Origin of the sequence: Bifidobacterium asteroides, from assembly GCF_003202695.1 — a bacterium.
Taxonomy (GTDB): Bacteria; Actinomycetota; Actinomycetes; order Actinomycetales; family Bifidobacteriaceae; genus Bombiscardovia; species Bombiscardovia asteroides_G.
On sequence record NZ_QGLL01000006.1, the window covers coordinates 519,473 to 531,924 of the forward strand.

General features: G+C 60.2%; 8 protein-coding genes and 1 tRNA gene. 4 read left to right on the forward strand and 5 right to left on the reverse strand.

Annotated features, from left to right (window positions below; translation table 11 throughout):
• Window positions 1–281 precede the first annotated feature (281 nt).
• Window positions 282–1,844 carry a glutamine-hydrolyzing GMP synthase gene (gene guaA, locus DKK75_RS04210; RefSeq protein WP_110452186.1) on the reverse strand — a complete coding sequence of 521 codons (1,563 nt, stop codon included), beginning with the start codon at window positions 1,842–1,844 and terminating at the stop codon, window positions 282–284.
• Between the two features lie 340 nt (window positions 1,845–2,184).
• Here guaA and DKK75_RS04215 point away from each other — a divergent pair, with 340 nt between their 5' ends.
• From DKK75_RS04215 to DKK75_RS04225, 3 genes are all read left to right on the forward strand, one after another.
• A complete protein-coding gene (locus tag DKK75_RS04215) occupies window positions 2,185–4,659 on the forward strand; it encodes a phosphoketolase (RefSeq protein ID WP_110452187.1) in 2,475 nt (824 codons plus the stop codon).
• A 158-nt stretch (window positions 4,660–4,817) separates the two neighbouring features.
• Window positions 4,818–6,506, forward strand: coding sequence for a phosphate acetyltransferase (gene pta, locus DKK75_RS04220; protein ID WP_110452188.1), 1,689 nt, complete (start codon window positions 4,818–4,820; stop codon window positions 6,504–6,506).
• A 177-nt stretch (window positions 6,507–6,683) separates the two neighbouring features.
• Window positions 6,684–7,910, forward strand: coding sequence for an acetate/propionate family kinase (locus DKK75_RS04225; protein ID WP_110452189.1), 1,227 nt, complete (start codon window positions 6,684–6,686; stop codon window positions 7,908–7,910).
• 142 nt (window positions 7,911–8,052) lie between these two features.
• Here DKK75_RS04225 and hisN read toward each other — a convergent pair whose 3' ends face one another.
• Together hisN and aroA are read right to left on the reverse strand one after the other, a co-directional pair.
• The gene (gene hisN / locus DKK75_RS04230; protein ID WP_110452190.1) at window positions 8,053–8,853 is read right to left on the reverse strand and encodes a histidinol-phosphatase; all 801 of its coding nucleotides are present in this window, start codon (window positions 8,851–8,853) and stop codon (window positions 8,053–8,055) included.
• A gap of 32 nt (window positions 8,854–8,885) precedes the next feature.
• On the reverse strand, window positions 8,886–10,244 hold the full coding sequence (gene aroA, locus DKK75_RS04235) for a 3-phosphoshikimate 1-carboxyvinyltransferase (protein ID WP_110452308.1): 1,359 nt from the start codon (window positions 10,242–10,244) through the stop codon (window positions 8,886–8,888).
• A 115-nt stretch (window positions 10,245–10,359) separates the two neighbouring features.
• Between aroA and DKK75_RS04240 the strand changes: the two genes are divergently transcribed.
• Window positions 10,360–10,433: transfer RNA gene (locus DKK75_RS04240), tRNA-Pro, on the forward strand.
• A 339-nt stretch (window positions 10,434–10,772) separates the two neighbouring features.
• Here the strand turns inward: DKK75_RS04240 and DKK75_RS04245 are convergent.
• Together DKK75_RS04245 and DKK75_RS04250 are read right to left on the reverse strand one after the other, a co-directional pair.
• Window positions 10,773–11,456 (reverse strand): NUDIX hydrolase, encoded by a 684-nt coding sequence (locus DKK75_RS04245; RefSeq protein WP_110452309.1) that lies wholly within the window; start codon window positions 11,454–11,456, stop codon window positions 10,773–10,775.
• A 36-nt stretch (window positions 11,457–11,492) separates the two neighbouring features.
• A complete protein-coding gene (locus DKK75_RS04250) occupies window positions 11,493–12,410 on the reverse strand; it encodes a Nif3-like dinuclear metal center hexameric protein (protein ID WP_110452191.1) in 918 nt (305 codons plus the stop codon).
• Between the last annotated feature and the right edge of the window lie 42 nt (window positions 12,411–12,452).

Consider the following 12,452-nt stretch of genomic DNA (forward strand, 5'->3'; position numbering starts at 1 on the left):
ACAAAAACCACGCATCTACTCTCGGGGATATAGCTTTACTCACAATCCTCCGTATACTGCCCCGCACTTTATTGTCTTGAGGTACACGGCATAAAGAATGAAATCGCAGGTGAGGGGGAATAAAACGGCAAAGAAAAAGCCTCCGTTCCAACGCAGGAACGAAGGCCTATTTATCTAGTTTATTCATCGCCGTCGCAGGCGGCTTTGCCGTGATTCACGTATGAAACGAAACTCAACGGCACTGCGCGGCATTCAAAAGCGCAAGTCAAAGCTCTATCGGTCTACTCCCACTCGATGGTTGCCGGAGGCTTGGAGGTGCAGTCCAGGACCACGCGGTTGATGCCCGGGCACTCGTTGGTAATGCGTGTGGAAATAGTGGCCAGCACGTCGTAGGGCAGACGCGTCCAGTCAGCAGTCATGGCGTCCTCGGAAGAGACCGGACGCAGCACGATCGGCGAGCCATAGGTGCGCTCGTCGCCCTGCACACCTACCGAATGCACATTGGCCAGCAGCACCACCGGGCACTGCCAGATCTGCCGATCCAACCCAGCCTTGGACAGCTCTTCGCGGGCAATGGCGTCCGCCTCGCGCAAGGTCTCCAAGCGTTCACGGGTGATCTCGCCAATGATGCGAATACCCAGACCAGGGCCCGGGAAGGGCTGACGCCAGACGATCTGGTCAGGCAGGCCCAATTCGGTGCCGATAGCCCGGACCTCATCCTTGAAGAGGGTGCGCAGGGGCTCGATCAGCTTGAACTTGACATCCTTGGGCAGACCGCCCACATTGTGGTGGGACTTGATATTGGCTGCTCCGTCTCCACCGCCCGACTCGACCACGTCGGGGTAGAGCGTGCCCTGCACCAGGAACTTTACTTCCTTGCCGGTCTTGCCGGCCTCCTCGATCACCTGCCGCTGGGCTTTTTCAAAAGTGCGGATAAACTTCTCGCCGATGATCTTACGTTTGCGCTCGGGATCGGAAACACCCTTGAGCGCAGTCAGGAAATCCTGTGAGGCATCCACAGCTATCAGCTTGATGCCAGTGGCGGCCACGAAATCATGCTTGACCTGCTCGGCCTCCCCTTTACGCAGCAGACCATGATCCACAAAGACGCAGGTCAACTGGTCGCCGACGGCCCTGTGGACCAGGGCAGCTGCCACTGCTGAGTCGACGCCGCCCGACAGGCCGCAGATGACCTGGTCGTCACCCACCGTGCGACGGATCTTCTCCACCTGTTGCTCGATGATGCCTGAGGCATTCCAATCCGACGGCAGTCCAGCGCACTGATGCAGGAAGCGATCGATCAGGTCCTGCCCCAGAGGGGTATTGGTCACCTCGGGATGCCACTGGACCCCGTACAGCCCCCGGGAAGGATCCTGCATGGCCGCAACTGGAGCACCTTCGGTATGCGCCAGAACCTCAAAGCCTTCGGGCGCGCGGTTGACGGCGACGCCATGGCTCATCCACACATCCTGCCGGGCGGGCGAATCCTGCAGTATTCCTTTGGCGCTGTCGATGAAGGCCTTGGTCTTGCCGTACTCCCCCAAGGCCGCCTTGTCCACCTCGCCGCCAAGCTCATGGGCCATGACCTGGAAGCCATAGCAGATGCCCAGCACGGGCACCCCCACTTCGAAGATCCGCCTGTCAATCGTAGGCGCCCCGTTCACGTATACGGAGGCTGGACCGCCTGAGAGGATTACCGCCTTGGGATCCTTGGCTAGCATCCGGTCCAGACTCATCGAATGAGGCACCAGCTCGGAATAGACCCCCGCCTCCCTGACTCGACGAGCGATCAGCTGGGCGTACTGCGCACCGAAATCGACCACCAGCACGGGACCCTGTGCCATAAGACTCCTTATATATATAAGTATGCTGTATCTGCCATGAATATCTGTGAACGACGATTCCACGCCTACAGACATGTCCAGTATGGTTGTTGTTTTCGACAATGCTACCGTCATTGAGCCCTTATCGGCACCCCCGATAGGCAGTCGTGTCTGCAAAGCAGACAATTCCATCGCATTTTCTCACAAGAGCGAACACACACTGCAAGAAAACGTTCAGAAAAGTCGTCTCGTTCACGTACCATGAAGCCATTGGATATGGACTCGACGGATGTCTGAATTGACACTGTTCGGGCCCATAACCGAGGTAAATAAACAATCGCACTAAAGTGCAGGAGTACACATGACGAATCCTGTTATCGGCACCCCTTGGGCGAAGCTGGAGACCCCAATCGCCGAGGAGACCCTCGAGGCCGTCGACAAGTATTGGCGGGCGGCCAACTATCTTTCCATCGGACAGATTTACCTTCGCAGCAACCCCCTGATGAAGGAGCCCTTCACTCGGGAGGATGTCAAGCATCGTCTGGTCGGCCACTGGGGCACCACCCCAGGCCTGAACTTCCTGCTGGGCCATATCAACCGACTGATCGCCGACCATCAGCAGAACACTGTAATCATCATGGGCCCCGGTCACGGCGGCCCCGCCGGTACCTCGCAGTCCTACCTGGATGGCACCTACAGCGAGTACTACCCCAAGATCACCAATGATGAGGCTGGCCTGCAGAAGTTCTTCCGCCAGTTCTCTTACCCAGGCGGCATTCCCTCCCACTTCGCGCCTGAGACCCCCGGGTCCATTCACGAAGGCGGCGAACTGGGCTATGCCCTCTCCCACGCCTACGGCGCCATTATGAACAATCCCAGCCTCTTCGTGCCCTGCATCGTGGGCGATGGCGAGGCCGAGACCGGCCCTCTGGCCACCGGCTGGCAGTCCAACAAGCTGGTCAACCCCCGCACCGACGGCATCGTCCTGCCCATCCTGCATCTGAACGGCTACAAGATCGCCAACCCGACCATCCTCTCGCGTATCTCCGACGAGGAGCTGCATGAGTACTTCCATGGCATGGGCTATGAGCCCTTCGAGTTCGTTGCAGGATTCGACGACGAGGACCATCTGTCCATACATCGTCGTTTCGCCGACCTGCTGGAGACCGTCTTCGACAAGATCTGCAACATCAAGGCCCGGGCCGAAACCGACGACATGACCCGTCCCTTCTACCCCATGATCATCTTCCGCACCCCCAAGGGCTGGACCTGCCCCAAGTTCATCGACGGCAAGAAGACCGAGGGATCCTGGCGCGCTCACCAGGTGCCGCTGACCTCCGCTCGCGACACCGAGGCCCACTTCCAGGTTCTCAAGAACTGGCTGGCCTCTTACAAGCCCGAGGAGCTCTTCGACAAGAAGGGAGCCCTGCGTCCCGAGGTCACCAGCTTCATGCCCAAGGGCGATCTGCGCATCGGCGAGAACCCCAACGCCAACGGCGGGCGTCTGCTCAAGCCGCTGGAGCTTCCTGACATCCACGACTACGAGATCGATATCAAGAAGCACGGCCATGGCTGGGGCGCCACCGAGGCCACCCGCGTCCTGGGCTACTACACCCGCGACGTACTGGCCAAGAACCCCACCGATTTCCGCATCTTCGGGCCTGACGAGACGGCTTCCAACCGTCTGGCTGCCGCCTACGAAGTGACCAATAAGCAGTGGGATGCCGACTACCTGTCGGAGCTGACCGACGAGCACATGGCCCATACCGGTCAGGTTATCGAACAGCTCTCCGAGCACCAGATGGAAGGCTTCCTGGAGGGCTACCTGCTGACCGGCCGCCACGGCATCTGGAGCTCCTACGAGTCCTTCGTGCACGTCATCGACTCCATGATCAACCAGCATGCCAAGTGGCTGGAGGCCACCGTCCGCGAGATCCCGTGGCGCAAGCCCATCGCCGGCCTGAACCTCCTGGTCACCTCGCACGTCTGGCGTCAGGACCACAACGGGTTCTCCCACCAGGATCCTGGCTTCGTCGACATCCTGCTGAACAAGAACTTCAACAACGATCACGTAGTCAACATCTACTTCCCTGCCGATGCCAACATGCTGCTGAACGTGGGCGAGCGTTGCTACAAGTCGACCAACTGCATCAATGCCATCTTCGCCGGCAAGCAGCCCGCCGCCACCTATCAGAGCGTGGACGAGGCCGCCGCCGAGCTGGAGAAGGGGGCTGCCCGCTGGGATTGGGCCTCCAATGCCAAGGATGCTGAGGATGCTGATGTAGTCATCGCCACTGCAGGTGACATCCCCACCCAAGAGGCCCTGGCCGCCGACGACATGCTGCAGAAGCTGGGCGTGAAGGTTCAGTTCGTCAACGTGGTCGATCTGCTGAAGATCCAGGACACCGAGGAGAACGATCAGGCCCTGTCCGACGAGGAGTTCACCGAGCTCTTCGGCAAGGACAAGCCGGTCCTGTTCGCCTTCCACGCCTACCCCGGCTCCATCTACCGCCTGATTCACGGACGTCCCAACCACGACAACTTCTCCGTGCACGGCTACGAGGAGCAGGGCTCCACCACCACGCCATTCGACATGGTGCGCGTCAACAACATGGATCGCTGGTGCCTGGCCGCCTCCGCGCTGAAGCTGGTGGACGCCGGCAAGTACGCCGATCAGATCGACAAGTGGACCAAGTTCCGCGACGAGGCCTTCCAGTTCGCCGTGGACAAGGGCTACGACCACCCTGATTACACCGATTGGGTCTGGCCTGATGCCAACCGCGCCGGTCAGGAGACCATCTCCGCCACCGCCGCGACTGCCGGAGACAACGAGTGATACGCTGATCCGACTCTGGAACCGCCCGTCATGCAGAGCCCGCATGGCGGGCGGTTTCCCTTTTTTATGGCCTTTGCAATCGCCAATAGCCCTATACTGGACACGGTTGTGAACAAAGCAGTCATCGAGACAACCACGTCCGAACAGGAGAAGACACAGTGAGTCTTGCAAGCATCACCATCATCAGCCCAGAAGCCGCCAACGGCCGCAATGTTGTTGCCTACGGCCTGACCAAGGCCTTGAGTGCCAAAGCACAAACAGCCGTGTTCAGGCCAATCGCCTGCAGGAAGCACCCCTTGACCCCGACACTGGTTGCAGCCAGCTCATTTCCTGATACGGATCCAGAGATCTGCCGCGGCAAGTGTCCAGGGCACGCCACAGAGGATCCCATGCAGACCCGTGCAGACGCCCTCAATGCCTATGACCAGCTGGTGGAAGCCACCCACCCAGAGCGCGTCCTGATCGTGGGCAGCGACGCTTTGAAGCTCTTTGACCCCGGTCTGTTTGCCCTCAATGCACAGATCGCCGCCGACCTGAGGTCCCCGGTCATGCTGGCTGTCTGCACGATCGGCAGGGAACCCAGTCAAGTCATGAAGACCGTGGCAGCTTGCCGACGGACCATTGAGGCCCAGGGAGCCGTGCTCGCCGGAGTCTTCATCACCGGGTGCAAACCAGAGCAGAAAGCGCCTCTTGCCCAGGCTTTCCAGGAATACGACCTGCCGACCTGGACGGTGTCCAAGATGGATTTCGATACGGATCCGTCCGCTGACCAGGCCCGCCAGGCCACCAGCCGGACATTCCAGCAGGAGGTGGATGTCGATCAGGTGCTGAAGGCCGCCGATGCTGCCAACCCTAAGGCCACCACTCCTGTAGCCTTCCAAAATGATCTGTTGGCCGAGGCCAAGGCAGACAAGAAGACCATAGTCCTGCCCGAGGGCGGCGAGGACCGCATCATCAAGGCGGCCGACTACCTGCTGGCACGCAACATCGTCGACCTGATCATCGTGGGCGACAAAGCTTCCATCTTGGCACGCGGCAAGCAGCTTGGCCTCAGCAACCTGGATCAGGCCTCCTTCCAGCCCATGGATGACGAGCAGGTGCTGGCTCCCATGGTCGAGCGCCTCTGCCAGCTGCGTGCCAAGAAAGGTATGACCCCGGACCAGGCGCGCAAGCAGCTGGCTGATCCTTCATATTTTGGCACCATGCTGGTGGTGCTGGGCAAGGCCGACGGCCTGGTGTCCGGCTCGATCAACTCCACTGCCAACACGGTCCGTCCGGCCCTGCAGGTGATCAAGACCAAGCCAGACGCTTCGCTGGTCTCCGGAGCCTTCCTCATGTGCTTCCCCGACCATGTGGCGGTCTTCGCCGACTGTGCCATTAACCTCAACCCATCCTCGGAGCAACTGGCTGACATCGCCATCCAGTCGGCCCAAACCGCTCGCTCCTTCGGGGTGGATCCACGCGTGGGTATGCTCTCTTACTCCACCCTGGGCTCGGGCAAGGGCCCGGATGTCGACCTGGTTGAAGAGGCCACCCGTCTGGCTAAGGAGAAGGCACCGGACCTGCCCATCGTGGGCCCCATCCAGTTCGATGCGGCCTGGTCGCCCACCGTGGCAGCGACCAAGGCCAAGGGCGATCCGGTCGCCGGAAAGGTCAACGTCTTCGTCTTCCCCAGCCTGAGCGCCGGCAACATCGGATACAAGGCCGTACAGCGCACCTCCGGTGCCCTGGCCATCGGACCGGTCCTGCAGGGGCTGAACAAGCCGGTCAATGACCTCTCGCGCGGCGCTCTGGTGGCCGACATCATCAACACCGTGGCCCTGACCGCCGTCGAGGCACAGGACTGATCGCTGTCCCTATAGCTCAGGGGCTGTTGTTGGGTCACTGCTTCAGCAAGAATTCAGCAGCAGCCCCGAAACCATTCCGGCCTGGCGATATTCCGCGCCTTGTAAGGGCCGACGAGTAATCTGGAAGACTGATTGAGGAGCGCAGGCTCTATACAAGCACATCAGGAGGATGCCCCAATGGCGAAAACCGTCCTAGTCATCAATTCGGGTTCAAGCTCGATCAAGTACCAGCTGGTCGATCTGGAGACCAGTAAGAGCCTGGCCTCGGGTCTGGTCGAGAAGATCGGTGAGCCAACCGACGGCCATTACAAGCATGAGGTCAATGGCGAGAAGCATGAGCTTGAGGAACCCATCCACGACCATGAGACCGGGCTCAAGCGCGTCCTAGGCTTCTTCAAGGAGTATGGACCGGATCTGGACAAGGCCGGCATCATCGCTGTGGGCCACCGTGTCGTCCAGGGCGGAGCCATCTTCCCCAAGCCTGCTCTCCTGACCAAGAAGACCCTGAGCCAGGTCAAGGATCTGGCTGTGCTGGCCCCCCTGCACAACGGGCCCGAGGCTGAAGGCGCCGAGGTTATGAGCCGGCTGATGCCGCAGACCCCGCAGGTCTTCGTCTTCGACTCCTCCTTCTTCTTCGAACTGCCCAAAAAGGCCTCCACCTACGCTCTCAATAAAGACATTGCCAAGCAGTACCACATCCGTCGCTACGGCGCCCACGGAACCAGCCATCAGTATGTGGGCCAGCTGGTTCCCGATCTGCTAGGCAAGCCTGCAGAGGGATTGCGGCAAATCGTCCTGCATATCGGCAACGGGGCTTCCGCTTCGGCGCAGGTCTCCGGACATCCCGTCGAGACCTCCATGGGTCTGACCCCCTTGGAGGGACTGGTCATGGGCGGTCGTACCGGCGATATCGACCCTGCCGTTGTCTTTCACCTGATCCGCAACGCCCACATGAGCGTGGATGAGCTGGACACCCTCTTCAATAAGCGCTCCGGCATGACCGGCCTGACCGGCCATGGCGACATGCGTGAGGTCCACCGGCTCATCGCCGAGGGCGATGAGGATGCCAAGCTGGCCCTGGACATCTACGTTCACCGCATTGTCGGCTACATTGGCAACTACACTGCCCAGATGGGCGGCCTGGATGCCATTACCTTCACGGCCGGCGTGGGCGAAAACGATGAGATCGTGCGCCGTCGGGTCATCGAACAGCTGGAGCCCTTCGGTGTAAAGCTGGACCAGGAGAAGAACGACCAGCGGTCCAAGGAGGCCCGGATCATCTCTACTCCCGACAGCACAGTCGCCGTCTGTGTCATCCCCACCAACGAGGAGCTCTCCATCGCCCGTCAGGCCGAGATCGTCGCGAGCCAAGGCGATGCCTACGGCAACAAGTTCCAGGCCTGACCGCTGATCTGATCTGTCCTTTCAAGCTGATTGATGAGTGAATGATGAATGATTGAGATCAAGGTTTGGTGCTAACAACCGAGAAGGCCGACGACCACAGCAATGCATGTGACCACCGGCCTTCTCCTATATGTCATTTGCGTCAATCCCCTAAAGCCGCCAATGCCTCCTTGTGCAGAAGGCCATTGCTGGCAAGACCATTGCCACCCCAGGGACCCGGGTTGCCTGCCAGATCCGTAAAGCTGCCTCCCGCCTCGGTCACAATGGGGACCAGCGCACCCATGTCATAGAGGTCAAGTTCCGGCTCGGCCGCAAGGTCGATGGCCCCCTGGGCCAGGAGCATATACTGCCAGAAGTCGCCGAATCCACGCAGGCGCCAGATCCGATCAGTGAGGTCGAGAAGCTGCTCTCGGCGCCCTATGGCCTTCCATCCAGTCAGCGACGAAATGGACATGGAGGCATCTTCCATCCGGTCCACTCCTGACACGTGGATATCCTTGGGTTCTTCTCCCTGGCGCGCCATGTAGGCTCCCTGGCCCTGCGCGGCATACCAGCGAGTGCCGAGCATGGGAGCCGATACCGCGCCGACCACCATCTGGCGGTCTACTTCCAAGCCGATCAGAGTTGCCCATACAGGAACTCCGCGCACATAGTTCTTGGTTCCGTCAATCGGATCGATGATCCACCGCCTGCCGTTTGATTCCTGCTTGCCCAGCTCCTCGGCATAAACGGTATCGTCCGGCCGTGCTTGGGCCAGAACACGACGAATCACCGCCTCTGCCTCCTTGTCAGCCTGGGTAACCGGCGTATTGTCCGCCTTGCGTTCCACCTTGAGATCCGATGACATGAAGTAGCCCATCGTAACCTGATCGGCCTTATCGGCCATGGTGATGGCCAGATCCAGGTCCTCCCGCAAGGACGGCCTTTCAGCCTCGACATTCATAAGACGGCTCCTTCCGCTCGAATCGCTGTGGCTCAATCTTGGTCTTCGCCTGCCAGCATCCGCTTCCACATACCTGGGAAGTCAGGCATGGTCTTGGCCGTGGTGCCGATGTCGCGCACCCGGATGCCAGATATCCTAAGCCCGATCATGGCGGCAAAGGTGGCCATACGGTGGTCGGCATAGGTCTCCATGACAGCCCCGTGCATATTCTGAGTCGGCACCGGTTCGATCTCCAGGCCATCGTCCAACTCCGCCGCATGGCCGCCTACTCTGGTGATCTCCGTGGCAAGCGCCTTCAGCCTGTTCGTTTCATGACCGCGCAGGTGGGCGATCCCGTGAAGGCGACTGGGTCCGTCGGCAAAGACCAGCATGGCCGCAATAGAGGGCACAATCTCCCCTGCCGGGGACAGGTCGAAGTCGCCAAGCCCATGAATGGCTTCCCCGCCGATCACCTTGCAGCTGGCACTACCTTGCCCATCGGGAACCATGTCTACCTTCGCGCCCATAGCCTCAAGATACCTGGGCAGGAAACCACCTGGCTGGGTGGTATGTTTCGGCCAGTTGGGTACGCTGACTCGGCCGCCTCCTATCAGAGCCGCTCCTAGGAAGGGTGCCGCATTTGACAGATCGGGCTCCACCTGGACCTGATCAGGCAGCTGTGTCCCGCCAGACCCCCGACCTTGAACGCTCCACCTGTAGCGGTCGGGATCGGCCTCGACATGGACTTCGGCCTGACGCAGGTCCTCTACAGTCATAGCGATGTGCGGAAGGCTGGGAAGATGCTGGCCAGCGTGCACGATGGTCATGATGCCATCAGCCCTGGCAGCCAGAAGCAGTAGGCCGGAAATGAACTGCGAGGATGCTGAGGAGTCTATGGTCACCTCTCTGCCAACCAGGCGAGGCGGCGGCGTGAGCACAAAGGGCAGAAAGCCCTCCTTGCCCAGATACTCGATCCTGGCTCCCAGCTGGGTCAGCCCCTCCAGCAGGGGCCTCATGGGGCGCCGATAGGCCTGCTTGTCTCCGTCGAAGAGCGTGGGTTCATCAGCCAGCATGGCCAGACCCGGCACGAACCGCATGACAGTCCCGGCCAGCCCGCAGTCCACCCGAGCGCCGCCATGGAAGCGCCCATCTGCCGGCGGGACAACCGTCACCTTCGTAGGACTACCCTTATCAACAAGACAGACCACTCCGAGGGCTTCCAGGGCACGAATCATCAGGTCCGTATCACGCGATCTGAGCAGACCAGCCAGCCTGACGGGGCGACTTCCCAGGGCCGCCAGAATCAGATACCTGTTCGAGAGGGACTTGCTTCCCGGTATGGTCACCGTCGCATCCAAAGGGCCACCTGTCTGCGGCGCTGTCCATGTCTCTTCCACTGTCATGGTCACCATGGTAACCATAGGCGCAGAGCTGTTCCCGCTTCTTGTTCGTCCCTACCAGGTCAGCAGAGATCCGACCCTGTGCTATATTGATAAACTGTGCCCATACGGTGATACCGTTGGGCCCCGGGCTATAGCGCAGCTTGGTAGCGCGCCTGCTTTGGGTGCAGGATGTCGCCGGTTCAAATCCGGCTAGCCCGACTTTTTTCCCATGCCAGGTGTCAGGTTCTTGCGTTCATGCCAGCAATCCTGTCAAGAAGGCCAATGGAGCCAGAAGGCCTGCAAACTCTCAAGCAGGGCTCTGGTGAAAAAGATCACGCCAAGATGCGAATGGTCGGCATGGGCGGCGACCAGCTCCCATCCCAGTTTTCCAGGTTATATTCCAGCCAGCACTCTGGGATAAGGGCGGGACCATACGTTCGGTAACCGCATGGTAAATGTCGCCGCAGAAAGAAAAACAGCAGATCGCTCCCATGGTCATGCCACCAAGACAATTGGTATGTTTAGGCTTAGTTTCCATGCATCCTGCCAGCCCCGGTCCTAATGCTCCTTCAGACGACGAATGGCCTCGTGCTGGATGGCCACCATCGCCTTGGCATCGGTGACTCCCGCCCCGCAGAGCTCCTGCCAGGAAACCCAGGTCGACTCGATATGCTCGCCCGGATCAAAGTCGGTGGGTCCTTGATGCCAGCGACGCAGATGAAGGACCATGATGTGTCCAAGCTCGTCGCTCATTCCCAAGGAGGAGTAGACGTCGGGGGCGGCATCGATCCAGCCGTCCTCAGGATTCAAATGACTTTCGGAGCCCCTAGCACCTTCAGGCCCGGGCACCAAACCAGTTTCCTCACGAAGTTCGCGCAGGACGGCCATGACTGGGCTCTCCCCCGAGCCAATGAAGCCTGCAGGCAGACCAAAGACATAGGCTTGGGCCCCCACCCGATACTCACGGGTCAAGAGATAGGCATCGGCAGCGCAGTCATGCACCAGCATGACCACGCAAGGAGCGTGACGGATGAGCTGCCGGTCGATGGTTTCCTTGGAACCGTCACGCCGGAACATGGCCACCTGCTGCTGGTTAATAACAAATATCGGGCCTCGGAAGACCTCCTTGTCATCAATCAGTTCGGGAGCGCGGGTCATATCGATGCCCTTGAGCCCCTGGCCATCCTGACCGGCCAGTCTTGCAGCCAATCGTGCCTGCAGCTCCGGTGCTTCAGCGCTCATGAAATCATCCTCCTCTTCATCCACAAACCGCAGTACTCAGCGCACCACCATGGTCCAGGGATCGGTGACGATGGATGAGACCTCCACTTGCGGACGAACACCTGTAGCCGTCTCCAGGACCCTGGCAATGTCTCCCTTGGCGAAGCGGAACCAGAGGCTCTCGATGGCCGAATGCGGGGTGTTGATCAGCATGGGCCTGGGCTGATTGGCCCGACCGGCCATTCGTGCCTCGTAGAGGGCCTGCTGGTAGGCATCCGTAGCAGGATGATGGCGCAGATCGCTGGTGATGTAGACATCAGCTCCCGTGGACCGGACCAGATCAAACTCGGAGTCTCCTGAACCGGGCAGCAGAGCGACGGTTGAGACCATGGCCCGGGACGGACCGACCGCCTGAACTCCCAGAGCCGTCCTAGGCAAGAGATCAGCCACCTTATGGACCAGATCCTCAAATGGCATGGGCTCCGGAAGGCTTCCCCAACGACCCAGACCCACAAGAATCCCCTGATCGGCGTGCAAATCGCGTTTCGAGACCGGCTGAGGAGCCAGTGGTCGTGCATCCTGCAGGTTCAGGGCATCGGCCGCGGCTTGGGCCACGCCACGATAAGCAGCATCAGCATTGGTATGCCCCACCCAGAGTCCGCACCGGCCCTCGACCAGCCTGGTTATCACATCCCCACGGAAGTCCTGGCCGGAAACCTGGTGAACCGACCTGAAGAAGAGCGGATGGTGGGTAATCAGCAGGTCGGCCTTATGGTCCAGAGCCTCCTGAACCACATCAGGCCTAGGGTCCACAGCGCACCAGATCCGCCGGACCGGCCAGGACGGGTCTCCCGCCACTAGACCCGGATAGTCCCAGTCCTCCGCATAATCCAGCGGGTAGATCCCCTCCAGCAGATCCACCACCTGGCCCAAAGGCACCGAAGGCCTCTGAACCTCATTTTGTTCATCAGGCATGACGATCCCTCCTCGGATCTTACTGGGTCAGACCGCCGCGCA

Coding starts and splice junctions, on each gene's coding strand:
- aroA (WP_110452308.1), bottom strand. CDS start 10,244: ATGGTGACCATGACAGTGGAAGAGACATGGACAGCGCCGCAGACAGGT.
- guaA (WP_110452186.1), bottom strand. CDS start 1,844: ATGGCACAGGGTCCCGTGCTGGTGGTCGATTTCGGTGCGCAGTACGCC.
- DKK75_RS04250 (WP_110452191.1), bottom strand. CDS start 12,410: ATGCCTGATGAACAAAATGAGGTTCAGAGGCCTTCGGTGCCTTTGGGC.
- hisN (WP_110452190.1), bottom strand. CDS start 8,853: ATGAATGTCGAGGCTGAAAGGCCGTCCTTGCGGGAGGACCTGGATCTG.
- DKK75_RS04225 (WP_110452189.1), top strand. CDS start 6,684: ATGGCGAAAACCGTCCTAGTCATCAATTCGGGTTCAAGCTCGATCAAG.
- DKK75_RS04215 (WP_110452187.1), top strand. CDS start 2,185: ATGACGAATCCTGTTATCGGCACCCCTTGGGCGAAGCTGGAGACCCCA.
- DKK75_RS04245 (WP_110452309.1), bottom strand. CDS start 11,456: ATGAGCGCTGAAGCACCGGAGCTGCAGGCACGATTGGCTGCAAGACTG.